The following is a 24,004-nucleotide window of genomic DNA, read 5'->3' on the forward strand; positions in this document are numbered from 1 at the left end:
ACCGAACTGCCCTCAGGCCAACCTTCAGGTTTGACGAAAAGCCCTTTCAGAAGTCTCTTTGTCACAAACCAGTAGCTTGTTATGTATGGCAGATCAACGTAAACCAATGTATCAGCTGCTTCCAAACGCTGGCGAAATGAGTTTATTGGCCCAAACCCATCAATGATCCAATTTCCAGACGATAAGATACGCTCATGTGCTTCATCGAATGAACTTCGATCTACCAGTTCCCCATTCTTTTTGTAAGCTATCGAATCTAGCTGGTGTAACTGTATACCAGTTGCCAACGCTAGCGCTTTGCTTAAAGTAGATTTACCGCTTCCGGGCTTACCAAAAACTGCTATTTTTTCATACTGCCTCCTTTGTGTAAATTACTCCCATGAGGCAGAAAAAGGAAACCCACCTCAATGGGGTGGGTTTGATAAATTACAGGCGCATCAAAATACCCACCATTCCTATGGAATGATGATAATTCGAGATACTTTGCGCATAAGATTTAGATTCATATTTTTATCCTGCCAGAAGAACAATATAACATCAACTGAAAGTCGGATGAAGATGCGCCCGAAAGCTTATAACGCTTTGCTCACCGGAAAATTGGGAGCGTAGCGAGTAATTTTTCCGCGTGCAGCAACTGGTTAGGCATTTTTGTCACTCGGACTTGGCAATGGAGTCTGGTTCACGATACTTCTCTAGAAGCTCTGGCTGTTCCTGTGCCACTCGAAAGAAAAACTCCGCTAATTTGGCTTTGAGACTTCGTAGTAAAGTTTCTAGCCTATGTAATTCGTGCTGTTCTAGGTGAAGCCCTTCGTTGAACTGAAAGTGGGGGAAATTGCCCTTCCCGTCTAGCACAGGAAACGACGTAGACCTAAAGTACATTTCCTCTTCATCTGAGTGCGCAACAATTTTCCGCCTTAGCTCAAGAATCCTTGCAACCAATTTTTTCTCTTCCTGTGACAAGGTTATGCCCAAAGCTCGCAAGCCAATAGTCGTACCCCTCCTGGTGGTTTCGAATGGGCGTGCCATTGAAACGATCAGTGTCGACTCGTAGCAACGGAAACGACGTAGGCTAACTTTGTCGTAGTTACGATCGAAATCACAATCTTCGAGTAGAAACGTGAGCGCTGACAGCGCCTGCTGAAAGTCCCAAGTCGAATATATGGCTCGTATTAGCTGTTGCTCAGTAATCTTCATGATGCCTAACGCCATGGGCATCACCTGCGGGCTGCGAAGCGGACCGTCAGGTGCATGCCGTTGTTATGCGGTAGATCCTTGTGGTGGGCCGTAATCATGTTGTGTGCCTGCGGATGAAATCGGTAATCGCTTCGGCGTAATCCTCTGGCTGCTCCGCATGTACGACGTGCCCCGCTCCCGAGATAGAGCCAACTTCCGCGGATGGCAGCGCATCGGTAAGCTTGGTGATGACCGGCGGGAACACGGGCGGACTCTGATCCCCTTGCGTAAGGAAGACCGGGTGCGGGAATCCAGTGATCCACTTGGGATCAAAGGCGAGTTGATCTGGATCCTTCGCCTCATCGAGGTAAGTCGGTGCGTTCTCTACCATAACTTGCCTCAACTCGGGCGGAAGTTGGGTCCACAGGCCCGGTCCCAACCCCTCCTCAATGAACTGTTCGGCAGCACCGGCATGATCGCCAGCTGCGATTCGCTCACTAACTGCCGCGATTAGTTGAGCAAACCCCTCGAGCATCGGGGCTACGGCAGGGTCACCGGCAACCAGTGCGAACAGCGGCGGCTCGTGGGCGATGATGCCTCGGAGGAGTTCGGGGCGCTCGCTGGCCAACCGAAGTGTTATCGAGCCACCGAAGGACTGTCCAGCCACCCACGTGGGAGCTAGCCCCAGATGCTCGATCAGAGCGGCAAGGTCGTCGACATCCTCGCGGACGCTGCCCTGTGCGCTCGACCGCTCACTTTCACCATGCCCACGGCGGTCATAGGTGAGTACGCGAAACGACTTCGCCAATTGCGGAACCATTGGGTCCCAAGTCCGGCGGGACAGCCATGACCCGTGCACCATGACAAGAGGGATCTCTCCGGTTCCATGAATTTCATAAGCCAACTGGACGCCGTTGACGGTCACCATCGTCATCTTTGCACCTCGCTTGAACGCTCAATCCGCATAACGCAGAGCTTTGCGGCAATTTTGGAGCCGCGCAGCGGTGGAAAAATTGTCCGGCAAAAACGGCTGGTTATGCTTCAGTGTTCCACATCACCAGACTTTCCCCTGGGAAAAGCTCTCGCCCCATCCCAAGCAATTCACTATGCACGTCAGGCAATGACTTCCGGGACGCTTCAAGGTGTTCCCAGACATTCCTTGCACCATCCATCGCGCCACCAAAAAGCTTCTCGCCTAAGCCCTGACAAAGCTCCTCAACAGAGAGTGGCCTTCCGGTCAGCCCCTGCTCAACTAGCGCAGGCTGAATCTCATCCACATAGAACTCGTTTCTGATCCTGATTGATTCGATGACCTGCTCGAATCTTTCCTGCTCAACCGCTAATTCCATTAAGAGTTGGGGCTCAGAGGATTCGAGCAGGAAGGAAAGCCCGTCGAAATCATGAGCAAGCTGCGCGTAACTGGGAGGTTTGAACGCGGGCATACTGAATGCTCTTTCGTGGGGCGAGGTGAAAGGCGCAACTTGCCGATAGTAGTTCTCGATGGCATTCGCTTGGCGCGCTAGGACAAACAATGAACGGTTGAGTGCAACCTTCTGCTCATTACGAGCTTTCCTCAGCTCTCGCTGCTCGTTCAATGTGAACGCGAAGTATGCGCCAAGGAACGCTGCCAACAAGGTGGCCCCCGCTCCTAATGCCGATGACGTCTCTAGGACGTCCGCCCACAACGACAAAGTTATAACTGCGGTGAGAAAAACACCAAGGCTACCAATTACGTAAACATCTCGACTCCGCATAATTTTAACTCGGTATGTTTCCCACGGCATAACGTCGCCATAATTTGCCGCCTGAAGCGCAGCGTAAGGCGGTCAAATTGATGGCTTTGTTACACATTTTCATGCCTGAGTAATGTGCAACAACCTTATCATTCCACTTTAAGAGCAATTTCGTTCTCTTTGCATGATTCAGAACTAGCTCGCGATCTTCTGCTAAATATCTTTCTTTTTGTAGATATAATTTTGAAATTCATAGACCTGTCTCACGAGACTATACATTGGTTTTGAATGTATTCCTGTGCAAGTCTGAAACTCTATCGGCTCATTAATATCATATATTGGTTCGACTCGATCCAAATGCTGAAAGTACAATATGCCCTTACCCGAAGGGTAAGGCGGAAGTGTATGTTTAGCCAAATATGAATCAAAGCTATTGTAATCACCCATGAAATCTGATTGAAATCTCTTACCCAAGGACCTACCCATAATCGGTTGATAAAGATGTATGGAAGGTTTAATTATTGGTTTTCTTATAAGCGGGTGCTTAATTTTTCTAGCTATCGAAAAATCACTAGTATGCATCATGTAAGGGTTTTCTCCATCAAGCCTAGTAAAACGGCTTTTGGGAAACGGAAAACCACAACGTGCGGAAAAAAGAAAATCACTGGACATATTAATGATCAAGATATTATTTATTCTCAACCCCATACAAGATGGCTGACTATGAAATACTAGTGATTCTGTTCCAAAGGCATTTAAGCCAACCCCGTCACCCTCGATCGGATAGATAGCAATCATTCGATCTTTTTGACTTATCCTCGACTTGATATGAAAGCTGGGCTGAATATTGGTGGGGTTACCTTGAATAAAATGATATACAATCCAAAGTCCTACACGAACTTTATCCATCCAATCCATAAAATCTATGTATTCATTACTTGTTAGAGCGCCTCTATCAAGCAACGTCAGAACATAGGATTTTGCTCTACCTTCCAGATCTGAGTATTCCGTATTGCAGCTCTCACACGCTGGAACACAGAAATTTAACCAATCAAATCTAATAGTTCGCCCGTCTCTAAAATTTGTACCAAAATTTACAACTCTTTTGGGATCTCCAGTTAACTCAATCAGCCACTGAGGAAGTATGTGCTCTCGATTCTTTTTTTCTGGTGGGTTTCCACAAAAAACACAGAATCTATTTGAGGTCATTCGATATATCCGTTGATGTGTAACGCATAGCTAAGCCGCTGGCCGGAGCGCAGCGTAGGCCAGTCGGCTTGAGCGCCGTGTTAGATTTCATCCCTTTTGGCGACGTACTGACTGTAGACGTCGTCTATCATGCCGGGGCCTAGGAAGCGACTCCGGCTGCCTCCGAGCTCAGACTCAAGCCACACAAGACACTCTTCGAGGCTCCCGGTGAAATGGAGCTCCTCAGAGGGGTCATCCTCCGCGACGGTTGTGAACGCTGCAACGTCGCAAAACCATGGCGCTCCCTCATCCCGCGACCGGACTAACGTAATCCGAGCTTGGTCTTCGGTTCCCGTCAGGGTGACCCAGTCAAACGTCTTGGACTCGAAGTACTGGCCAATTCGTATGAACTGGGCGAGGGATCGGCCCAAGCGCAGATGCAGTCCTAGTTGTTCAGGTGCGATGTACTTCATGCGTAATCTAACGTCGAAGCTCAGCCGCGGCGGAGCCGTCGGCTGCGGCGCCTCGTTAGGCTAACCCTTGACCTTGCCCCTTGCCTCGGGTCGGAGCAAGCTTGTGTGATGCCGAATCAGCATGTTGTTCAATTTCCTAGCAAGCCCGTAACGCTTTTTGATATAGGCCTGCTGGGCCTTTGATAGTTTGTCCATGCTGGGGAGTTGGCTGTTCAGCCAGTTCTGCCATTCGCACACGTGGACCGCTGTACTGACGAAGAGCTCCCAGTCGTCATGCACATGGTGTGGCTCTATTGAGATGCTTTGACCCGGTCGAAGCTCCTGAAGACCGTTGCGGACTTCAAGAAAAAGGCTCCCCCTGCCTTGCGCGTGATCGAGGCTATGCTTTCTGACGTACGGCTTATCATAAATACTCATGTCGCCGTCGACTAACCCACCAGGAAACATAGGCTGGTAGATCACGGTTCCTCGCTCTTTCATGCGCCGCCTTATTAGCGGCAAAGACATTCGCTCGCGACCAGGATGCAGGTCTATCTCAAGGCGGTCGCTGTCAGGGAGGATGTAGGCGGAGCGAGGGTAAGGAAACCCGATCCTCCGCGATATCAAGAACATGTGCGATATATTGGTGAAATAGTAGTTGTTTACAATTAACACGAAAGCGGTCGGCGAGAAGGCGAAGGCAACAGTGTCAACGCCACCAAAGTTGAGCTTCTTGGTCTCGCCGTCCGACTTCTCAATGCAGAGCATCCGATCGTACTGGCCCATGCGGCTCGCTATTGCGAATTGCGGCTCTATATCTACGTAGTTTTTGTCGAGTTGATTTAATCCCAGCCAAAGCCCCACACGAACCTTGTCGAACCAGTCGAGGAGGACGGACATCTCCGCTGGCCCAACTTTTTGCTGCGCCGTAATGGCATTGAGAACCGACTTCGCCGCATCCTCGAGCGAGGAGTGTCGGTTGTTACATTCTTCGCAGGCTGGGAAGGAAAATTGATCAAACGCATAGGTTCGGGGCCGAAAACCATTTTCGAAGTCTTTAACAATCCCCAAGTACACGGCCCTGTTAGGGTCGCCGGTCGCCTCGATCAGCCACTGCGGGACGACGTGCTCCTTCGACTTCTTCTCCGGATGCTTCCCGCAGAAAACACACATCTTACGCAATGATCACTCCACCCAAAGTAGCCTAACGACGAAGCTGAGCCGCGCCAGCTTGCTGGCGTCGGCTCCAGCGCCTAGTTGGGCTAGCCGCCACGCCCCTTCAGAGGCTCAGCGATCGCTGATCCAACAGGGGGAGCCACATGATTCTCAAGCATGATGGAGACCTCCATCGGATCATCAGGAAGATATCTTTCGATATCATCGATAACGTCTTGCAGGAGCGCATGATACTCTCGCATTGGCTTCGCATGCCCCGGCTCAGCGCGCGAACTATGCTCAAGCGATATTATGTGCTGACGCGCCGTCTGCACGCCCATTTGTTTGTTCAGCCGATATATTTGAATCGAGACTGACGGGTAATTTAGAAACTGAGAACGCTGCATTGCGCTTATCTTCTGCACCGTATCAACTGGAAGTCCGTGCGCAAATTTTGCCAGATAACCTTCCAAGTCCTTCCTGAACCTATCATTATCTTCGTGCAGCACCTCCCCCAAAAGCCTTCCTTTTCCGAACCTCGTTCTATCAGAGTAGTAGTCGATGAGGGAGACCTGATCGAAGTACCGCTCCGTAAACATATCCCGCGGCCGAATTCTGAATCTCTTACCGACTTCGGTGGCAGTAACCTTATAGCATTCCGCCAACACCTTCAGATGATCGGCGATGATAGGCCGTAGAATTGACAAATATCTAGCTATACGGCGCGCCTCCTCCTCTTCGTACCTTGCCCGGACTTGCGCGTCCTTTATGTCGCTCCACTTTTGGGATAGAGCGTTCAGGAACAAGCCGATAGTCGTCACCCCAGCCACCACTTGGGCGACAACAGCGATTAGAAGGTAGGTGCTGTTTAGTGATGGGGTGATATCACCAAAACCGAGCGTCGTGACGGTAACAACGCTAAAGTAAAGCGCTAGCAGAGGGGTCAAGCCGCCCTCAACGCCAAAATCGTCGGCGAACAAGCAGGCATATACGACCCCAAACGCCGCCACATTGCATAGATAGATGATTCCGTAGAAACCAGGCCGCCTTCGCTTAAACACCTAATCGATCTCGCAGTTGATCCGCCCAAAGCTTTTTAGGGACGCTGCCCAACGCTTGGCACAGCGGACGTTTTGGAGCGACGAAGGAGCGGAAAAACGTTCCGACTGCTGCCACTTGTTATGGAAATCACTCGCCACCAACGTCCAGTCTTAGCTGCGATGGATTGTGAACACCGAAACTCACATTTTTGTAAACGATTACTTTGCCATCCTTTGCTTGTGGGTCAGAATCATTTCCAAGCCACGCAGAGCACACAAGCAAGTAAGTTTTTCCAGCAGCGATTCCACTTGCCACCTGCTCGTCTGAAAAGCGTATCGTCGGAACGAATATATGCCTTGTACCATCAATTTCAACGATCTGACTGTAGCAGCGACAGCTCCAAGCAAATTTTTTAGCGTTGGCGTAGTGCTCAATGCTCCCCTTTACTGTTACTTGAACGGCAACCGGGTATTGAATACGTCGGGACTTAAGCGCTTTGTAAAGTGCCTGATACCTTTCATCATCGTAGTAAAAGTTGTTCCATGAGACTTTATTGGACTTGTACTCAATAATTAAAAGTTGCTTCAGAAGATTTAAGTCATCCGACTCTTGAATCAATGACCTGATGCGCGCAACTCCCACAGCAGACCGAAAATATGACGCTAGTCGTCGGCCAGACGGCCGAAATGTTGCTGCCTCTCGGTTATGGCCTGGCTGCGCTGCCGTAGCACCACCCTCGCGAGACCGTTCCAACTCCCCAACCGCGTCAACTAACACATTCATTCGAAACAAATAGTTGCCATCAGACTGAAGCACCATCAGCGGGTCCGCACCTTCGACCGATTCTGACGTCGCAACTAGTTGCTCGACTGCCCCCTTCACCGTAAAAGGGCAACTTTGTTCATGTTCAGCGCCTTGCCACAACTTCAGATACGCCGCCACGGGCCTCTTTGAGGACTCTTTGGTATACGAGGACACGTATTGGACTTGAGCATTGCAGTTTTTGCAGCGCAATGTGCCATTCAACTCTTTACAAAGTTCCTTGATCGGAAATATTCGCTCGCCGAAACCATCGCGGCGAGCTTCGTCCATCTTCAAACCTTTGGTCATAGCACCTCAGTTCTTTTGAGTCGCATAACGCCGCCAACACGCGCAGCTTTGTAGTGTAGGCGAAGCCGAAACGGAAAAGCTGTCGCTGTGATTGGCCTTGTTAAACATTGGACTCCACCGTATCAATGTCTTTTATCAACCACTTTAGCAAATCTTTGTTCGACATTGACGTAGAACTATTTCCGAGACTGCGACGAATTGCCAGCAACACATTTCCAAATTCTATTAGTATATCTGTACTTTTGCCTTCTCCACGCTCAGCTGCATATATAGTTGACCACATGGAGTTCCATGAGGAAACTACCTCATCAGAACCAACAAGAACTAACTTAAATGACTTTTCCCGGTACTCACGGGACTTAATTTTTTTCAACGTTTCTGCCTGGCTCTTAGGAGACAAGTCCGAAAATAGGGTCGCAAAAGGCAGCAAGATTTCAAGATAGATTTGAGCTGCTTCTTCTTGTAGAGATTCCTCAACTCTGCGTTTAGCCTCTAGCTTTGACTTCAGAAGCCATCCGGCTCCGCCACCAATCAGAGTCAATAAAACAGGTGCAAGATTACTTAGCCAATCCACTGCCGGCTACTCCTTGATGTTTAACGCTTGGCACAGCGGACGTTTTGGAGCGACGAAGGAGCGGAAAAACGTTCCGACTGCTGCCACTTGTTAAATTTTTTGCAGCTTAGTAAGAGCAATCCTAGCTGCATTGGATAGCTTCTCCCACTCAGGGGTTTTGACGAAATCATGTATATCCGGTGGATTCTGCGGCACATCTTTAGAAACAGCCTCTAATGCTTCATCAAATTCTTGGAAGACCTTTAGCTCTGCTTTCGAGAATGCCTCTTTGTACCAATCCTGCTCTTTGGGAGTTTGGTAACAGTCCTCCCACTGATTGAATAGCTCTGCCGAGACATAAGCGATAGGAGCTTTTGCCTGGTAATCCAATTGCTCCTCTTTCGAGGAAATCAGATCAAGTACTTCAAAGACCTCCTTTCGGAAATTGGCCTTTAGTTGTTCCCGAAGCTCAGTATCCATAGTGAAATTTAACAGTGGTTAGACAGCGCGCTTTATCATTGCAAAAAACCGCGCGCTTCATTATTCCGCGCTTTGGCTGCCACAACGCACTGCTTATATTTCTTGATTACCAACACTTTAGCGAACTTCCTCGCTCAGCACCATGTATTCGGTTGACGTCTATGATTCGCTCCAACAATAATACTGTGTATCCATACAGTCGCCAAAAACAGGGAGCGCGTATATGACAAGGAAGGCACAGCCGCGTCTGCGAGATCAGGTTCGCGCCCTGATGCGCGTCCATCGCTATAGCATTCGCACGGAAAAGGCGTACTGGTATTGGATTCGTTATTTCATACGGTTTCACGGGATGAAACATCCCAAGGAGATGGGACCGCTGCAGGTCAATGAGTTTCTCACCTGGCTGGCGCTGCATCGCAACGTAGCATCAGCCACTCAGGCGCAGGCTTTGAATGCACTCGTTTTCCTCTACAACAAAGTACTAAACATGCCACTAGGCGATATCGGGGAGGTCGCTCGGCCTAAGAAACCCAAGAAGTTACCTGTTGTGCTCAGCCATGACGAAGTCCTACAGATTATTGATAAGCTCGGCCCACCTCATCGGTTAATCGCATCACTCATGTATGGCGCCGGTTTACGGGTTACGGAGGCCTGTCGACTCAGAGTTAAAGACCTCGATTTTAGTTGTCAATTGATTACGGTACGAGACGGCAAGGGAGCCAAAGACCGGGCCACATTAATGCCAAGCTCCCTCATGTCGCAGCTTCAGGCGCATATTGCGGATATTGAGAAGCGCTGGAAAGAGCAGGACCCTGAATATAAGCACCCGGTGAGCCTGCCCCACGCGCTTTCTCGCAAATATCCCAGTGCTGGAACGTCGCTCGAATGGCAATGGCTATTCAGCTCCCATAGCCTCAGTAGCGATAACCTCGGTAATGTGGTCCGGCACCATCGTCACGTTACATCTGTTCAGAGAGCTGTCCGACGGGCGGTGAAGGCGGCCGGGATTAACAAGCCCGCTGGTTGCCATACATTCCGCCATAGTTTCGCGACAGAGCTATTGCGCGGTGGTACCGATATTCGCACGGTGCAGGATCTTCTCGGCCACGCCGACTTGCGCACGACCCAGATTTACACTCACGTGCTCGGTCAACGTTTCGCGGGGGTTCGCAGCCCTCTGGGGTAGTTGTGTGGCAGCGGCGGTCACAGACTGCGGTTGCCCCCCGCTGAGTAAGCGGCACACCAGCGCTCGCCACTCAAATCAAACGAAGCTACTGCAACAACGGCGAATCTGCCCCGTCCAATTCGATGCCTTCGATCACCGCCTCGCTAATCAAAATCTGTAGGTACTGGCTTAATGCCCGCCGGTAGGCCTTTTGCTCCAGGTAATCGGCGATCCGCTGGCGCACCTGGGCGAACGGCAGCAGCGCGCCTTCCACCTTGTGCACGAGCTCCACCACGTGGAATCCGTAGCGCGTGTTGACCGGACTGGTGGCCAGACCGATAGGCATCAGCGCTAAAGCTTCTTCAAACTCGGGCACAGTCTGCCCTTTGCTAAGCTGCCCGAGGTTGCCGCCCTGCTCTTTGGATGAGCAAGCAGAATGTCGACCGGCCAGCTCGGCGAACCGCTCCGGCGCGGCTTGTAATTGCTCGATCAACACTTCGGCCGCATCGCGGGCCTGTTCGCGCGCCGCTAAGTCTTCCGGCGCGCAGCCAGCAGAATATGGCGTGCTTCATAGAGGTCGGGGCTGCGGAAACGGTCTGGATTTTGCTGGTAGTAACGGCGACAAGCCTGGTCGTCAGCTTTCGGGTAAACCAGCTCCGCTTCCAGCAAACGTTCGATAATGGCTTCCTGCTCGGCGGCATCGTCGGCGCCTGGCTTAGCCAGCGCCTGTTCGGCGCGATCAAGAAGCAACTCGCGGATGACTAAGGCCACGGCAGCCTGCCGTTGGCTCAGTCGCGGGTCTTCGGCCGGATGGTGTGCCGATTCGATGTTGATTTCCCGTTCGCTGATAGCACGCCCGTTCACTTGGATTGTCATCACGACCACCTTTATTCGCGCTGACGGCCGGGATTACCCGGCGTCGTGTTACAAGGATATGGCAGTTTCGCCGGGCTTAGCGCTGCCGCACCAGCTGATAACGCCGCCCCAGGTACCACACCGGCGCACTGAAGACGTGCACCAGACGGGTGAAGGGGAAGACTAGGAACATCACCAGCCCAAGGAAGATATGCAGCTGGAAGATGATGTTGACGTCGGCAATCGCTTCCGCCGCACCGGCGCGGAAGGTGACGATGCGCTGTGCCCAGTCGGACAGTTGCAGCATCACGCCGCCGTCCAGGTGGCCGGCCGAGATCGGAATGGTGAGCATGCCGAGAATCAGCTGCACATACAGCAATAGCAGGATGAAGGTATCCATCTGGCTGGAGTTGGCCCGTACCCGCGGATTGAACAAGCGGCGGTGAACCAGAATGGTCATGCCGATGAAGGTCATGGTGCCGAAGATGCCGCCGGCAATGATGGCCAGTAGCTGCTTGCTCGACGCGGTAAGGCCAAGCGCGTAGTAAACCGAACTTGGCGTCAATAAGCCGAACAAGTGGCCGAAGAACAGCAAGATGATCCCGCTGTGAAAGAGCTTGTTGCCAAGTTGGAAAGCTTTGCTGTTGTCCAGCATCTGACTGGAATGGGCCTTCCAGGTGTACTGCGACAGATCAAAGCGGGCAATGCTCCCGATGACGAACACCGCCAGAGCAATATACGGGAAGTACCCGAATAGGAATTGGTTGATGTAGTCCATAATGCGTCTCCTTAGGCGTTCGCCGAACCCGCGGCCTTGCGCGGGTCCCCCATTGCACCACTTTGACCTGGCCGTCGCTTTGACTGCCGCAAGCGCCGCCGGGCATACCGGCGAAGCTTACCGGCTCTTCCGCCCAGGCCTCGTCGATCGCTTCCGGCGTGTCGTCGCGCGGCTCGGCCTTGATCTGTTCACGCAGCACTTCCGAGGCAGGCTCCAGTTCACCCAGCTCCAGCAGCGGCTCGAACAGCACGGCGTACGGGCTGCCGCGTTCGCTCAGGCGCAGGTGCAGAACCTGAAGGATATGCGCGACTTCCTGCAGCCAGGAGACGATTTCCTCCGGCTCCAGAATGGAGAGAAACTCCAGAAACAGCGGCAGATAATCCGGCAGTTCGGAGAGCGCCACTTCCATACCGTGCGAGCGGTAAACATCCAGCAGATCGACCATCGCTTGGCCGCGATCGCGCGATTCGCCGTGCACATGCTCGAACAGGTGCAGGGAGACGGCGCGGCCGCGGTCGAAGGTTTCTACGTAGCGGGACTGGAGATCCATCAGATCCGCATCGGCCATACCGTCCACATAAGCCGCTAAGCGTTGTTTGCTCTCGGCAGACAGCAAGGTGTCTTCCTGCAGAACTTCCAGACAGGCGTTCCGATACTCGGCGGGCGCTTGCTCGGGATAATGCAGCAAGGTTGCGATAAGCTTGAGTATTTTCATCTCCGCCTCCTTCAGACCCTATCTTTCGGCTTAAACTCGACGCGGGCCGGAAAGCCGCGCTTGGTCGGGCTTTTGCCGCCAAACAGGCTGACTTTCGAGGTACCGCCGCCATGACAACCGTCGCCGAAGGAGAAGCCGCAGCCGCTGCGTGCGCCGTAGGCGTCTTCTTCCGTCAGTTCCTTGTGGCCGCTGGGCACGACGAAGCGGTCTTCGTAGTTGGCAATGGCCATCACCTGGTACATCTCCTCGACCTGATCTTCGGTCAGGCCGACGTCGTCGAGCACCTGTTGGTCCGTGATGCCTTCCACCGTTTGCCCGCGCTTGAACACCCGCATCGCGAGCATCCGTTCCAGGGCGTGCACCACCGGGCGCTCATCGCCGGCGGTCAGCAGGTTGGCCAGGTATTTGACCGGGATGCGCAGGCTCTTGACGTCCGGAATCAAGCCGTTGGCGCCTAGCTCGCCCTGAGCGGCGGCATTTTGAATCGGCGACAGCGGCGGGATGTACCAGACCATCGGCAAGGTGCGATATTCCGGGTGCAGCGGGAAGGCAACCTTCCACTCCATCGCCATTTTGTAAACCGGCGAGTTACGCGCCGCTTCCAGCCAGGACTCCGGTATGCCTTCCTTGCGCGCCGCCTCGATCACCTCTGGGTCGTTGGGATCGAGGAACACGCGCAACTGCTGCTCGTAGAGTTCACGCTCGTTGGGCGCCGAGGCGGCTTCTTTGATACGGTCGGCGTCATACAGCAGGACACCCAAGTAGCGGATACGGCCGACGCAGGTTTCCGAACATACCGTCGGCAAGCCGGCTTCGATGCGCGGGAAGCAGAAGGTGCATTTCTCAGACTTACCCGAAGACCAGTTGTAGTAGATCTTTTTGTACGGGCAGCCGCTGATGCACATCCGCCAACCGCGGCATTTGTCCTGGTCGATCAGGACGATGCCGTCCTCTTCCCGCTTGTAGATCGCGCCCGAGGGGCAGCTCGCTACGCAAGTCGGGTTGAGGCAGTGCTCGCACAACCGCGGCAGGTACATCATGAAGGTGTTTTCGAACTGCCCGTAGATGTCCTTTTGCACCTGCTGGAAGTTGTAATCCTTGCTGCGCTTTTCGAATTCGCCGCCGAGGATTTCCTCCCAGTTCGGGCCCCACTCGATTTTTTCCATGGTTTGGCCGGTGAGCGCGGAGAATGGCCGCGCCGTCGGCTGGTGCTGCGAGGCCGGCGCATTGTGCAGACGCTCGTAGTCGAAGTTGAACGGCTCGTAGTAGTCGTCGATCGCCGGCAGGTCGGGATTGGCGAAGACGTTCGCCAGTATCCGCCATTTACCGCCGATCTTCGGCGTCAGCTCGCCGTTTTTACCTTCCAGCCGCCGTTCCAGCGGTCCTGGTTCTCCCAGTCTTTGGGGTAACCGATCCCGGGCTTGGTTTCGACGTTGTTGAACCAGGCATACTCCATTCCTTCGCGGCTGGTCCAAACGTTCTTACACGTCACCGAGCAGGTATGGCAGCCGATGCACTTGTCGAGGTTGAGGACTTTACCGATCTGTGCACGGACTTTCATTGCGCCACCTCCGATTGGTCAACACCGTGGACGGTGTCGTCATCTAGCCAGTCGACTTTGTCCATCTTGCGGACGACGACGAACTCATCGCGGTTGCAGCCGACTGTGCCGTAGTAGTTGAAAAAGTAACTTTGCTGGGCATAACCGCCGATCATATGCGTCGGCTTGACCACCAGACGCGTCACCGAGTTATGCATACCGCCGCGGGTACCGGTAACCTCGGAGCCGGGAACGTTCACCAACCGCTCCTGCGCGTGATACATCATCACCATGCCTGGATTGACGCGCTGCGAGACCACCGCCCGCGCGGTGAGCGCGCCGTTGACGTTGAAGACCTCGATCCAATCGTTATCCTCGATGCCGGCCGCCTTGGCGTCGTCTTCCGACATCCACACGATGGGACCGCCGCGGGCCAAGGTGAGCATCAGCAGGTTGTCGCTGTACGTGGAGTGAATGCCCCACTTCTGGTGAGGAGTAATCCAGTTCAGCACGATCTCTTTGTTGCCGTTGGGCTTCTTATTGTGCACCTGGGCGATGGTCCGCGTATTAATCGGCGGCCGGTAGCTGGTCAGCGTCTCGCCAAAGGCACGCATCCACTTGTGGTCCTGGTAGAACTGCTGCCGCCCGGACAGGGTGCGCCAGGGAATCAGCTCATGGACGTTAGTCCAGCCGGCGTTGTAGCAGACCTTCTCCGACTCGATGCCAGACCAGGTCGGCGCAGTAATAATCTTGCGCGGCTGGGTCTGGATATCGTGGAAACGAATCTTCTCGTCTTCCTTCGGCCGCGCCAGGTGGGTATGGTCGCGGCGTGGTCTTGGAAAGCGCCTCCCAGGCCTTGACCGCCACTTCGCCGTTGGTCTCCGGCGCCAGCATCATGATGGTATCGGCAGCGTCGATGGCCGTGTTGATCCGCGGCCGGCCCTTGGTCTGCCCCTCCTCGCGGACGGTGCCGTTGAGCGCGGCCAGGTTCTCCACTTCATGCTCGGTATTCCAAGTCATGCCTTTGACGTTGTTGCCCAATTTATCCATCAAGGGCCCGAGCGAGGTGAACCGCTTGTAGGTGTTGGGATAGTCGCGCTCTACCACGACCAGATTCGGCATCGTCTTACCTGGAATCGGCTCGCACTCGCCTTTCTTCCATTCCTGTACGTCCAGCGCCTGACCCAACTCAGCCGGCGAGTCGTGCAACAACGGCAGGGTGACAATGTCCTTCTCCACACCTAAATGGCCTTCGGCCACTTTCGAGAAGGCCTCGGCGATGCCTTTGTAGATATTCCAGTCCGAGCGTGCCTCCCACGCCGGTTTGACCGCCTCCGATAGGGGGTGGATAAACGGATGCATGTCTGAGGTGTTGAGGTCGTCCTTTTCGTACCAGGTCGCCGTGGGCAGGGCGATATCCGAGTACAAGGCGGTGCTGGACATGCGGAAGTCCAGCGTCACCAGCAAGTCGAGCTTGCCTTCCGGCGCCTCTTCGTGCCAAACGACCTCTTCCGGTAGCTCCCCGCCCTGCTCGCCCAAGTCTTTGCCTTGCAGGCCGTGGCGGGTGCCGAGCAGATGCTTGAGGAAGTACTCGTGGCCCTTGCCGGAAGAGCCCAGGATGTTGGAGCGCCAAACGAACATGTTGCGCGGGAAGTTGACCGGGTTGTCCGGGTCCTCGCAGGCCATGCGCAGGGAACCGTCCTTGAGGCTCTTGACCACGTAATCCTTGGGATCCATGCCGGCGGCTTCGGCTTCGCGGCAGACCTCGATCGGGTTACGCCCCAACTGCGGCGCACTGGGCAACCAACCCATGCGCTCGGAGCGAACGTTGTAGTCGATCAGAGAACCGGAGTACTCCTTCGGATCGGCCAGCGGCGAGAGGATCTCGCGTACCGACAACTTCTCATAACGCCACTGATCGGAGTGATTGTAGAAGAAGGAGGTTGAGTTCATGTGGCGCGGCGGACGATTCCAGTCCAGCGCGAAGGCGAACGGCGCCCAACCGGCCTGCGGCCGCAATTTCTCCTGGCCGACGTAGTGCGCCCAACCACCTCCGCTTTGGCCGATGCAGCCGCACATCACCAGCATGTTGATGACGCCACGGTAGTTCATGTCCATGTGGTACCAGTGGTTCATCGCCGCGCCGATGATGATCATCGAGCGCCCGTGGGTCTTGTGCGCGTTGTCGGCAAACTCGCGCGCGACCTGAATGATTTGGCTGCGGGGCACGCCGGTGATGCGCTCCTGCCAAGCCGGGGTGTAGGGCAGGTCTTCGTCAAAGTTTTTCGCAGCGTTAGGGTCGTCCAAGCCGCGGTCGATCCCATAGTGCGCCATCATCAAGTCGTAAACGCTGGCGACCAGGGCTTCCGACCCGTCGGCCAACTTGATCCGCTTGGCCGGCACCTTATGTGTGAGTACGTCCGGGTGGTCAGTGTTCTGAAAATGCTCGTGCTCGATACCGCCGAAGTACGGGAAGGCTACCGAGGCTACCTCGTCATGCTCGCCGAGCAGGGTCAGGCGCAGCTTTTCCTCTTTGCCGGCGGCCTTCTCTTCGAGATTCCACTTGCCCTGCTCGCCCCAACGGAAACCGATCGAACCGTTAGGCACTACCAAATCGCCCGATTGTTCGCTGATGGCGATGGTTTTCCAGTCGGGGTTGTTGTCCTCGCCTAGGTTTTTCTCCAGGTCGGAGGCCCGAAGCATGCGGCCTTGCACCAAGCCGTGCTTACCTTCATCGAGGCGTACCAGCATCGGCATGTCGGTGTACTTGCGGCAGTACTCTTGGAAATACTCGCTGGGTTTATCGAGGTGGAATTCCTTGAGGATGACATGGCCCATGGCCATTGCGACGGCGGCGTCGGTGCCCTGTTTGGGGTGCAACCATAAATCGCCGAACTTGGAAGCCTCGGAGAAGTCCGGCGTCACGGTCACGACCTTGGTGCCCTTGTAGCGCACCTCGGTCATAAAGTGAGCGTCGGGGGTCCGAGTCTGGGGCACGTTGGAACCCCACATCATGATCATACCGGCGTTGTACCAGTCGGCGGACTCCGGCACGTCGGTCTGCTCACCCCAGGTCATCGGGCTGGCCGGCGGCAGATCGCAGTAGAAGTCGTAGAAGCTCATGCAGGTACCGCCGATCAAGCTCAGGTAGCGGCTCCCGGCAGCGTAAGAGACCATGGACATCGCCGGGATCGGCGAAAAACCGATGATGCGGTCCGGTCCGTACTGCTTAGCCGTATAGACGTTGGCCGCAGCAATAAGCTCGTTAACCTCATCCCAGGTGGAGCGCACGAAACCGCCCCGTCCACGGCGGGATTTGTAGCTTTTGGCCTTATCCGAGTCCTCGACGATGGAGGACCAAGCCTTAACCGGATCGTGGTGTTCTTTGATCGCTGCCCGCCAGAGCTTGAGCAACTCGCCACGGATCATCGGGTACTTCACCCGGTTGGCCGAGTACATATACCAGGAATAACTTGCGCCGCGCGGGCAACCGCGCGGTTCGTGGTTCGGCAGATCCGGCCGCGTGCGGGGGTAGTCGGTCTGCTGCGTCTCCCAGGTAACCAAACCGTTCTTGACGTAGATTTTCCAGCTACAAGAGCCGGTGCAGTTCACGCCGTGCGTGGAGCGGACGACTTTATCGTGCTGCCAACGGGCACGATAAGCCTGCTCCCAGGAGCGGTCTTCTTTCGTCGTCTGGCCGTGGCCGTCGGCGAACTCGCCTTGGACCTTCTTAAAGAACATCAGCCTGTCGAGTAAGTGACTCATTTGGTTTCTTCCTATATTCCGAATTCGGTCCGGCAGCGTGCACCGGCGTCCCAGCCCTAGGGGTGCAGATCGCTACGATTCGGCCCTCGTACACATCGGGCATGACGCCACATTAGGTAGCGGAGCCTCTCGGAACATTGACTTGAATCAACCCTTTCGCCCGCCTTAATCGACAGGAATACCTCCCTTCTACCTCCTTCGAGATAGAGCCTACCCAAGCCGAAATAGGACGATGACATAAAGCCAAATTCAACCGACCCGCTTTTAAATAACCCCCCTGGAAAATATCAGCGCAAACCGAAAATCAAAACCGCACGGAACAAAAATAAAGCGGCATTATTAACGCTACCCCCAAATATTTCCCAAGCCTCTCTACAACCCTCAACAAAACCAAGGAAAACCATAAAAATCACTAAAAAACAACACCTTATACCAATATCAAAAACATACCCCATTAGTGGTAACCTCCTTAAAAGCACATCCCTACTGCCATATAAACTTGCTTTCAATCAATTTCTACGGCCTCGCCCTATCGTAGCGTCCAGAGCAAGCGTACTCCTGCTTGTTTAGCACACGCGCGCGACAGTCATCAGACAGTCATCAGAAAGCGAAGGACCTAACAATGGCGAACACAAAAAAGTGGGGAGCCGAAACTCCTCAAGAAGGTAAGCAGTCCGCCAACGCGGACATTGAGCAATGGGACGTCGAGAACCCGGAATTTTGGGAACGGGAAGGCAAGCGCGTTGCAACGCGTAACCTCTGGATTTCCATCCCGGCGTTATTGATGGGGTTTGCAGTCTGGCTAATGTGGGGCATTCTCACAGTGCAGATGCATAACCTCGGCTTTCCGTTTTCCGAAACCGAACTCTTCGCCCTGACCGCCATCGCCGGCCTAACCGGCGCCACGCTGCGCATACCCGCCTCGTTCTTCATCCGGATCGCGGGCGGGCGCTATACCATCTTCCTCACCACCACGATGCTGATGATTCCCGCCCTCGGTGCGGGCTTAGCGCTGCAGAATCCGGAAACCCCGCTTTGGGTATTCCAACTGTTGGCCTTCCTATCAGGCATCGGCGGCGGCAACTTCGCCTGCTCCATGAGCAACATCAGCACGTTCTATCCGAAGAAGCAGCAAGGGTTAGCCCTGGGCCTGAACGCGGGTCTCGGTAACTTCGGCGTTACCACCATGCAGATCCTAATCCCGGCGGTGATGACAGTCGGCATCTTCGGCGCCCTGGCGGGTGAACCGATGCTGCTGGAGCGCTCCAGCGGCACCTTGATCGGCCGCATCGAGGCCGGCACCCCGACCTGGATCCAAAACGGCGGCTTAATCTGGCTGCTCTTCCTGATCCCGCTGGCCTTCGCCACCTGGTTCGGCATGAACAATCTTAAGCCGATCACTCCCAAGCTACCGAGTGCCTCCGCCGCCTTCGGCAAAATCATCGGCCTGTACGGCATCGGCTTCATTGCCTCGGCAATTGGCCTGTACCTGTATCTGCCTGCCCCCACCGGACTGGGCGTGCTCAACGTCTGGATAATGATGCCGCTGGTAATCGGCCTCACTCTGGGCCTGATGCTCCTCATCCCCGGCGATATCAACAGCAACCTCAAGCGTCAGTACCGAATCTTCAACGACCGACACACCTGGTCGATGACGATCCTCTACATCCTCACGTTCGGTTCGTTCATCGGCTTCTCGATGGCTCTGCCGCTGTCGATCACGGTCATCTTCGGCCAAAGCGCCGTACTGGGCCCCGATGGGCAGGTCATTGAGCACGTAGCCAACCCCAACGCTCCGAGCGCCCTGACCTACGCCTGGATCGGACCGTTCGTCGGCGCGCTGATTCGCCCGGTAGGTGGCTGGCTATCCGATAAGGTAGGTGGATCGATCGTCACTCAGGTGATTGCGGTGGTGATGGTGATCGCCTCGGCCGCCGTCGGCTACCTGCTCACGCTCGCCTACGCCTCGCCAAGCCCCGAAGATTACTTCCTGGCCTTCATTCTGCTGTTCATGGTGATCTTCGCCGCCGCCGGCATCGGTAACGGCTCCACCTTCCGCACCATCGGGGTGATCTTCAATCAGGAGCAAAAAGGCCCTGTCCTGGGTTGGACCTCGGCGGTAGGCGCCTACGGCTCCTTCGTCGCGCCGCTGGTCATCGGCGATCAGATCCGCGCCGGCACGCCGGAGCTGGCCTTCTACGGCTTCGCGGTGTTCTACGCCCTGTGCCTGATTCTCAACTGGTGGTTCTACCTGCGGCGCAACGCCTACGTCAAAAACCCCTAAGGCATGCACTGACACCGCCAACCCATCCAATTAAACCGGCGGCGCAAGCCGCCGGGGGGAAAGTACCCGATGAAAATCATGGTTGCTTACGACGACTCGCGTAATGCGCGGCTCGCATTGGCCCAGACGGTGACGCTGTTCAAGGCTCTAGCCCCTCAAATCGTGCTGATCAGCGTTGTCGAAGAACCGCGTTCCAACACCTCCGTTAACGAAGACAAATTCAACGAGGAGTACGAGGCCCTCAAAACAGGCGCCAACAACGCCGCCAGGCTATTGCGCGAGGAAGGCCTCGCCGTCGAGATCATCATCGCTGAAGGCGATGCCCGCAAGATGATCCTGCGCGCCACCAAGGAGCGAGTGCCGGATCTGCTGGTCATCGCCCGCCATAGCAACGAATCGGACACCGGACTGGTCGGGCGCGCGCTGACGGCCTTGGTCGACGAGATCGACTACATGACCTTCGGCAGCGTCAGCTCATTTCTCGCCCGCCGCGTGGAATGCCCCCTGCTGATCTTGCCGAGCCGCTAGCTTGCCCGCGCACTGCGGCGAGGGTAGCGGACCCACCGACCGAGGATTACAACGATGAAAGTCGCAGACGTCTTCAAGTTCAAGAGCCCAGAGATCAAGGCACTGCACTTAACCTGGATCGCCTTTTTCATCTGTTTCTATGTCTGGTTCAACATGGCGCCGCTGGCTACCAGCATGCTGCGTAGCGTCGACTGGCTGACCCGCCAAGATATTCAGCTCTTCGCCATCGCTAACGTGGCCTTAACCATTCCGGCCCGCATCATCATCGGCATGGCGCTGGACCGTTACGGACCGCGCCGGGTGTTCTCCGTGCTTATGGTGGCCATGGCCATTCCAGCCCTGGTATTCGCCTTCGGCAACACGATGACTCAGCTATTGGTCTCCCGTCTGGTGCTCAGCTCCATCGGCGCTAGCTTTGTCGTCGGCATCCATATGACGGCTTTGTGGTTCAAACCGCGCGACATCGGCTTCGCCGAAGGCTTTTATGCCGGCTGGGGCAACTTCGGTTCGGCCGCCGCCGCCATGACGCTGCCCACCATCGCCCTCACCCTGCTCGGCGGCGACGACGGCTGGCGTTACGCCATCGGCATCAGCGCCATCATCATGGCCGGCTACGGCATTTTCTACTGGTTTGCCATCACCGACGGCCCCACGGCCGATACGCACCGCAAACCGCGCAACGCCAGCGCGCTGGAGGTCAGCACCTGGGGCGATCTGGTCATGCTCGTTATCATGACGATCCCGCTGATCGGCATCCTCGCGCTACTGGTTTGGCGGGTACAGATGATGGGCTACATCAGCCAAACCGGCGCCATCATCTGCTACGTACTGATAGGCGCCGCGGTGCTCTACCAGATCGTACAAGCGCTGCGGGTGAATATCCCAATTCTGAAGAAAGGGGTACCCGAGGACGATAAGTATCCCTTCAAAAGCGTGGTCGCACTGAATTCCACCTACTTCGCCAACTTCGGTGCAGAGCTTGCCGTAGTCTCCATGCTGCCGATGTTCTTCGAAGAAACCTGGGGCCTGACGGCCGCTGTCGCCGGCGCCATCGCCGCCTCGTTCGCCTTTGTCAACCTCGTGGCAAGACCGGCCGGAGGCCTCGTTTCCGACCGCATGGGTAACCGCCGCTTCGTGATGCTCAGCTATATGTTCGGCATCGGCGTCGGCTTCCTGTTCATGGCGATGTTGAACGAGAGTTGGCCGCTAATCGTAGCGATCGCCATCACCATCACCTGCTCGGTCTTCGTACAGGGTTCGGAAGGCGCCACCTTCGGCATCATTCCCTCGATCAAGCGCCGCCTCACCGGCCAGATATCGGGGATGGCCGGCGCCTACGGCAACGTTGGCGCGGTGTTCTACCTGACGCTTTTCCTGTTCGTCACACCCACCCAGTTCTTCTTGATCATCGCCGCCGGCGCCTTTGTCAGCTGGCTGATCTGCTACCTATGGTTGGCGGAGCCGGAAGGCGCCTTCGACGAAGACTACTATCTCTCCTCGGTGGATCGGGAGATCGCCGCCAGCGAGACTGCCACCAGTGAGGTCGCTCTATCCTCCGCAAATAGGGAAACCGCTGTCGAGGAGTCCACCGGAGGCCGAGAGGCACGCTAGCCTAGTGCCCTCTTGCCTCTCCTCTTCGCTCCGTCGGTCTAGACCGACGGAGCGGCCGCTTCTCCTTCTCCGTAACCCGCCACCTGAATGTCAAGCCGTAACTCATTGCGCTGGCAGACCAAGGCCACACCGCGCGTACCGGCAGCACCACCCGATAAGGCGCGTGGCGGAGCCGCAGCCGGCGTTGCGCTTGTGACCAAGGGCGATACAGCCGCCCCTGGCAGCGAACTCGCCGCGCCACCAGAGCCGACAAGGGAATTGGTCAGCGGTTTATTGCCTAGCTAGCCACGACACCGGAACTAAAACCAGTATCGAAAACCCGCAGTTTCGTAGAACGCCGCCGGTAGTGGGGAGTGTAATTAGGAGTAACGAGCGCCGATCGCGCCGGCAAGTACCGATGAGTATCGCATCGCTGCGCTGGCTACAGAGCGCTCAGCACGGCGCCTCAGCGCCGTGCCGGGCATAGTACCACCAGGTGATCGCAATGCAGCTAGCGTAGAACGCGACGAATGCGAATAAAGCAGCCTGAACGCCGCCGGTAAGGGTGATGGACACCCCATAGCTGCCGGGAATAAAGAAGCCGCCGAAGGCACCTACCGCGGAGCTGAAACCCAGCGCGGCGCCAGATTCCTTAGCGGCCTTACTCGTCGCCCTCTCCAGGGCGAGCGGACCGTTACCGAGCCTCTTGCGCCACTGATTAAGAAAAATCACCGGGATCATCCGGAAGGTCGAACCATTACCGACGCCGGCAAGTATGAACAACAGCAAGAACATGCTCAGAAAGCCATAGAAGTTGCCGCTGGCCTCGCTGGTTGGCAGAAAGTACATAACCCCCAGCACCGCCGCCGCCATCAGCACAAAGGTCCACAAGGTCACCAACGCACCGCCCACCCGGTCGGATACCCACCCCCCTACCGGCCGCACCAGTGCCGCCAACAAAGGTCCAATAAAGGCGAACTGCATGGCATCCACGCCAGGAAATAGCGTTGTGGTCAACATCGGGAAGCCGGCGCTGAAACCGATGAAGGAACCGAAGGTACCGATATAAAGCCAGGACATCAGCCAGTTATGCTTGCGCCGAAAAACTACTGCTTGATCTTTGAACGAGGCCTTAGCGGAGGCGATATCGTTCATCCCGAACCAGGCCGCGACGGCACTGAGGAGGATGAAAGGCACCCATATAAAACCGGCATTCTGCAACCAAATTGGCTTGCTGAACTCGCCGTCGCTCCACATCAGCGGCGACCCGCCCAAGGCTCCGAAAACACCCGCCGTGATCGCCACCGGCACCAAGAACTGCATCAAGGACACGCCGAGGTTGCCGAGCCCTGCGTTCAGCCCCAGTGCGGTACCCTTTTCGTTGCGGGGGAAAAAGTAATTCACGTTAGCCATCGACGAGGCAAAATTGCCGCCGCCCACACCGCAAAACGCCGCCAACACAGCCATAACCCAATAGGGCGTCTCTGGATTCTGGGTCGCGAAACCGATACCCAACGCCGGAATTGCCAGCGCAGCGGTGGATAACGCAGTCCAACGGCGGCCACCGAAAATCGGCACCATAAAGGCAAAGAACACTCGCAGCGTAGCGCCGGACAGACCAGGTAAAGCAGCAAGCCAAAATAGCTGATTCGTGCTGTAGTCAAAGCCCACATAGGGGAGATTGACTACGACAACGCTCCACACCATCCAAACCGCAAAGGCCAGGGCTAACGCGGGGATGGACAACCCCAAGTTGCGGGCAGCGACGGGCTTACCGACCGTATGCCAAAAGCGCGGATCCTCAGGCCGCCAATCGGTCAGCACGCGACCCTTACCGGTATCGCGCCCGACTATTTCGGGGGTAGCAACCATGGCTAAGCTCTCCTGTGCGCGTAGTAC

General features: G+C 55.5%; 20 protein-coding genes and 1 pseudogene. 4 read left to right on the forward strand and 17 right to left on the reverse strand.

What is annotated here, in order from left to right; genetic code table 11:
- Positions 1 to 651 precede the first annotated feature (651 nt).
- The 9 genes from CAI21_RS08950 to CAI21_RS08990 all read right to left on the reverse strand — a co-directional run bounded on the left by CAI21_RS08950 (position 652) and on the right by CAI21_RS08990 (position 8,885).
- Positions 652 to 1,209, reverse strand: a complete 558-nt coding sequence (locus CAI21_RS08950; protein WP_220347815.1) for a hypothetical protein — start codon at positions 1,207 to 1,209, stop codon at positions 652 to 654.
- 79 nt (positions 1,210 to 1,288) lie between these two features.
- On the reverse strand, positions 1,289 to 2,107 hold the full coding sequence (locus CAI21_RS08955; RefSeq protein WP_116301974.1) for an alpha/beta fold hydrolase: 819 nt from the start codon (positions 2,105 to 2,107) through the stop codon (positions 1,289 to 1,291).
- Between the two features lie 100 nt (positions 2,108 to 2,207).
- Positions 2,208 to 2,807, reverse strand: a complete 600-nt coding sequence (locus CAI21_RS08960; protein ID WP_147305072.1) for a hypothetical protein — start codon at positions 2,805 to 2,807, stop codon at positions 2,208 to 2,210.
- Between the two features lie 312 nt (positions 2,808 to 3,119).
- Positions 3,120 to 4,115 carry a hypothetical protein gene (locus tag CAI21_RS22875; RefSeq protein ID WP_147305073.1) on the reverse strand — a complete coding sequence of 332 codons (996 nt, stop codon included), beginning with the start codon at positions 4,113 to 4,115 and terminating at the stop codon, positions 3,120 to 3,122.
- Between the two features lie 512 nt (positions 4,116 to 4,627).
- The gene (locus CAI21_RS08970) at positions 4,628 to 5,728 is read right to left on the reverse strand and encodes a hypothetical protein (RefSeq protein ID WP_147305074.1); all 1,101 of its coding nucleotides are present in this window, start codon (positions 5,726 to 5,728) and stop codon (positions 4,628 to 4,630) included.
- Between the two features lie 80 nt (positions 5,729 to 5,808).
- On the reverse strand, positions 5,809 to 6,762 hold the full coding sequence (locus CAI21_RS08975; protein WP_116301978.1) for a potassium channel family protein: 954 nt from the start codon (positions 6,760 to 6,762) through the stop codon (positions 5,809 to 5,811).
- Positions 6,763 to 6,889: 127 nt separating this feature from the next.
- Positions 6,890 to 7,852, reverse strand: a complete 963-nt coding sequence (locus CAI21_RS08980; protein WP_116301979.1) for an SET domain-containing protein — start codon at positions 7,850 to 7,852, stop codon at positions 6,890 to 6,892.
- Positions 7,853 to 7,952: 100 nt separating this feature from the next.
- On the reverse strand, positions 7,953 to 8,426 hold the full coding sequence (locus tag CAI21_RS08985) for a hypothetical protein (protein WP_116301980.1): 474 nt from the start codon (positions 8,424 to 8,426) through the stop codon (positions 7,953 to 7,955).
- Between the two features lie 90 nt (positions 8,427 to 8,516).
- Positions 8,517 to 8,885 carry a hypothetical protein gene (locus tag CAI21_RS08990; RefSeq protein WP_116301981.1) on the reverse strand — a complete coding sequence of 123 codons (369 nt, stop codon included), beginning with the start codon at positions 8,883 to 8,885 and terminating at the stop codon, positions 8,517 to 8,519.
- A 223-nt stretch (positions 8,886 to 9,108) separates the two neighbouring features.
- Between CAI21_RS08990 and CAI21_RS08995 the strand changes: the two genes are divergently transcribed.
- Positions 9,109 to 10,071, forward strand: a complete 963-nt coding sequence (locus CAI21_RS08995) for an integron integrase (RefSeq protein ID WP_116301982.1) — start codon at positions 9,109 to 9,111, stop codon at positions 10,069 to 10,071.
- 85 nt (positions 10,072 to 10,156) lie between these two features.
- Here the strand turns inward: CAI21_RS08995 and CAI21_RS24765 are convergent, their stop codons facing one another.
- The 7 genes and pseudogenes from CAI21_RS24765 to CAI21_RS23135 all read right to left on the reverse strand — a co-directional run bounded on the left by CAI21_RS24765 (position 10,157) and on the right by CAI21_RS23135 (position 18,158).
- Positions 10,157 to 10,546: a peptidylprolyl isomerase gene (locus CAI21_RS24765; protein ID WP_258868920.1), complete on the reverse strand. Its 390-nt coding sequence runs from the start codon at positions 10,544 to 10,546 to the stop codon at positions 10,157 to 10,159.
- 32 nt (positions 10,547 to 10,578) lie between these two features.
- Positions 10,579 to 10,926 (reverse strand): hypothetical protein, encoded by a 348-nt coding sequence (locus CAI21_RS24770; RefSeq protein WP_258868921.1) that lies wholly within the window; start codon positions 10,924 to 10,926, stop codon positions 10,579 to 10,581.
- A gap of 76 nt (positions 10,927 to 11,002) precedes the next feature.
- Positions 11,003 to 11,683 (reverse strand): respiratory nitrate reductase subunit gamma, encoded by a 681-nt coding sequence (gene narI / locus CAI21_RS09005; RefSeq protein ID WP_116301983.1) that lies wholly within the window; start codon positions 11,681 to 11,683, stop codon positions 11,003 to 11,005.
- On the reverse strand, positions 11,598 to 12,398 hold the full coding sequence (narJ, locus tag CAI21_RS09010; protein ID WP_116301984.1) for a nitrate reductase molybdenum cofactor assembly chaperone: 801 nt from the start codon (positions 12,396 to 12,398) through the stop codon (positions 11,598 to 11,600). Before narJ ends, narI begins: the two co-directional genes overlap by 86 nt.
- Before the next feature lie 11 nt (positions 12,399 to 12,409).
- A complete protein-coding gene (gene narH / locus CAI21_RS09015; RefSeq protein WP_258868077.1) occupies positions 12,410 to 13,873 on the reverse strand; it encodes a nitrate reductase subunit beta in 1,464 nt (487 codons plus the stop codon).
- An 82-nt stretch (positions 13,874 to 13,955) separates the two neighbouring features.
- A pseudogene (locus tag CAI21_RS09020) lies at positions 13,956 to 17,703 on the reverse strand (nitrate reductase subunit alpha).
- A 287-nt stretch (positions 17,704 to 17,990) separates the two neighbouring features.
- Positions 17,991 to 18,158, reverse strand: a complete 168-nt coding sequence (locus CAI21_RS23135; protein WP_181919342.1) for a hypothetical protein — start codon at positions 18,156 to 18,158, stop codon at positions 17,991 to 17,993.
- A 167-nt stretch (positions 18,159 to 18,325) separates the two neighbouring features.
- Between CAI21_RS23135 and CAI21_RS09025 the strand changes: the two genes are divergently transcribed.
- The 3 genes from CAI21_RS09025 to CAI21_RS09035 all read left to right on the forward strand — a co-directional run bounded on the left by CAI21_RS09025 (position 18,326) and on the right by CAI21_RS09035 (position 22,126).
- On the forward strand, positions 18,326 to 19,987 hold the full coding sequence (locus CAI21_RS09025) for an MFS transporter (protein WP_116301985.1): 1,662 nt from the start codon (positions 18,326 to 18,328) through the stop codon (positions 19,985 to 19,987).
- Positions 19,988 to 20,056: 69 nt separating this feature from the next.
- A complete protein-coding gene (locus tag CAI21_RS09030; RefSeq protein ID WP_116301986.1) occupies positions 20,057 to 20,515 on the forward strand; it encodes a universal stress protein in 459 nt (152 codons plus the stop codon).
- 54 nt (positions 20,516 to 20,569) lie between these two features.
- Entirely contained in the window at positions 20,570 to 22,126 is a 1,557-nt protein-coding gene (locus CAI21_RS09035; protein ID WP_116301987.1) for an MFS transporter, read from the forward strand.
- Between the two features lie 432 nt (positions 22,127 to 22,558).
- Here CAI21_RS09035 and CAI21_RS09040 read toward each other — a convergent pair whose 3' ends face one another.
- Entirely contained in the window at positions 22,559 to 23,977 is a 1,419-nt protein-coding gene (locus CAI21_RS09040; protein WP_116301988.1) for a NarK family nitrate/nitrite MFS transporter, read from the reverse strand.
- Positions 23,978 to 24,004: the final 27 nt, after the last annotated feature.

The sequence above is a fragment of the Alkalilimnicola ehrlichii genome (assembly GCF_003399765.1).
Lineage (GTDB): Bacteria > Pseudomonadota > Gammaproteobacteria > Nitrococcales > AK92 > AK92.

What these genes read in the sequence shown, in the direction of transcription:
- CAI21_RS08950 (WP_220347815.1), bottom strand. Translation starts at nt 1,209, where the DNA reads ATGGCGTTAGGCATCATGAAGATTACTGAGCAACAGCTAATACGAGCC.
- CAI21_RS08955 (WP_116301974.1), bottom strand. Translation starts at nt 2,107, where the DNA reads ATGACGATGGTGACCGTCAACGGCGTCCAGTTGGCTTATGAAATTCAT.
- CAI21_RS22875 (WP_147305073.1), bottom strand. Translation starts at nt 4,115, where the DNA reads ATGACCTCAAATAGATTCTGTGTTTTTTGTGGAAACCCACCAGAAAAA.
- CAI21_RS08980 (WP_116301979.1), bottom strand. Translation starts at nt 7,852, where the DNA reads ATGACCAAAGGTTTGAAGATGGACGAAGCTCGCCGCGATGGTTTCGGC.
- CAI21_RS08990 (WP_116301981.1), bottom strand. Translation starts at nt 8,885, where the DNA reads ATGGATACTGAGCTTCGGGAACAACTAAAGGCCAATTTCCGAAAGGAG.
- CAI21_RS08995 (WP_116301982.1), top strand. Translation starts at nt 9,109, where the DNA reads ATGACAAGGAAGGCACAGCCGCGTCTGCGAGATCAGGTTCGCGCCCTG.
- CAI21_RS24770 (WP_258868921.1), bottom strand. Translation starts at nt 10,926, where the DNA reads ATGACAATCCAAGTGAACGGGCGTGCTATCAGCGAACGGGAAATCAAC.
- narI (WP_116301983.1), bottom strand. Translation starts at nt 11,683, where the DNA reads ATGGACTACATCAACCAATTCCTATTCGGGTACTTCCCGTATATTGCT.
- narJ (WP_116301984.1), bottom strand. Translation starts at nt 12,398, where the DNA reads ATGAAAATACTCAAGCTTATCGCAACCTTGCTGCATTATCCCGAGCAA.
- CAI21_RS23135 (WP_181919342.1), bottom strand. Translation starts at nt 18,158, where the DNA reads ATGGGGTATGTTTTTGATATTGGTATAAGGTGTTGTTTTTTAGTGATT.
- CAI21_RS09025 (WP_116301985.1), top strand. Translation starts at nt 18,326, where the DNA reads ATGGCGAACACAAAAAAGTGGGGAGCCGAAACTCCTCAAGAAGGTAAG.
- CAI21_RS09030 (WP_116301986.1), top strand. Translation starts at nt 20,057, where the DNA reads ATGAAAATCATGGTTGCTTACGACGACTCGCGTAATGCGCGGCTCGCA.
- CAI21_RS09035 (WP_116301987.1), top strand. Translation starts at nt 20,570, where the DNA reads ATGAAAGTCGCAGACGTCTTCAAGTTCAAGAGCCCAGAGATCAAGGCA.
- CAI21_RS09040 (WP_116301988.1), bottom strand. Translation starts at nt 23,977, where the DNA reads ATGGTTGCTACCCCCGAAATAGTCGGGCGCGATACCGGTAAGGGTCGC.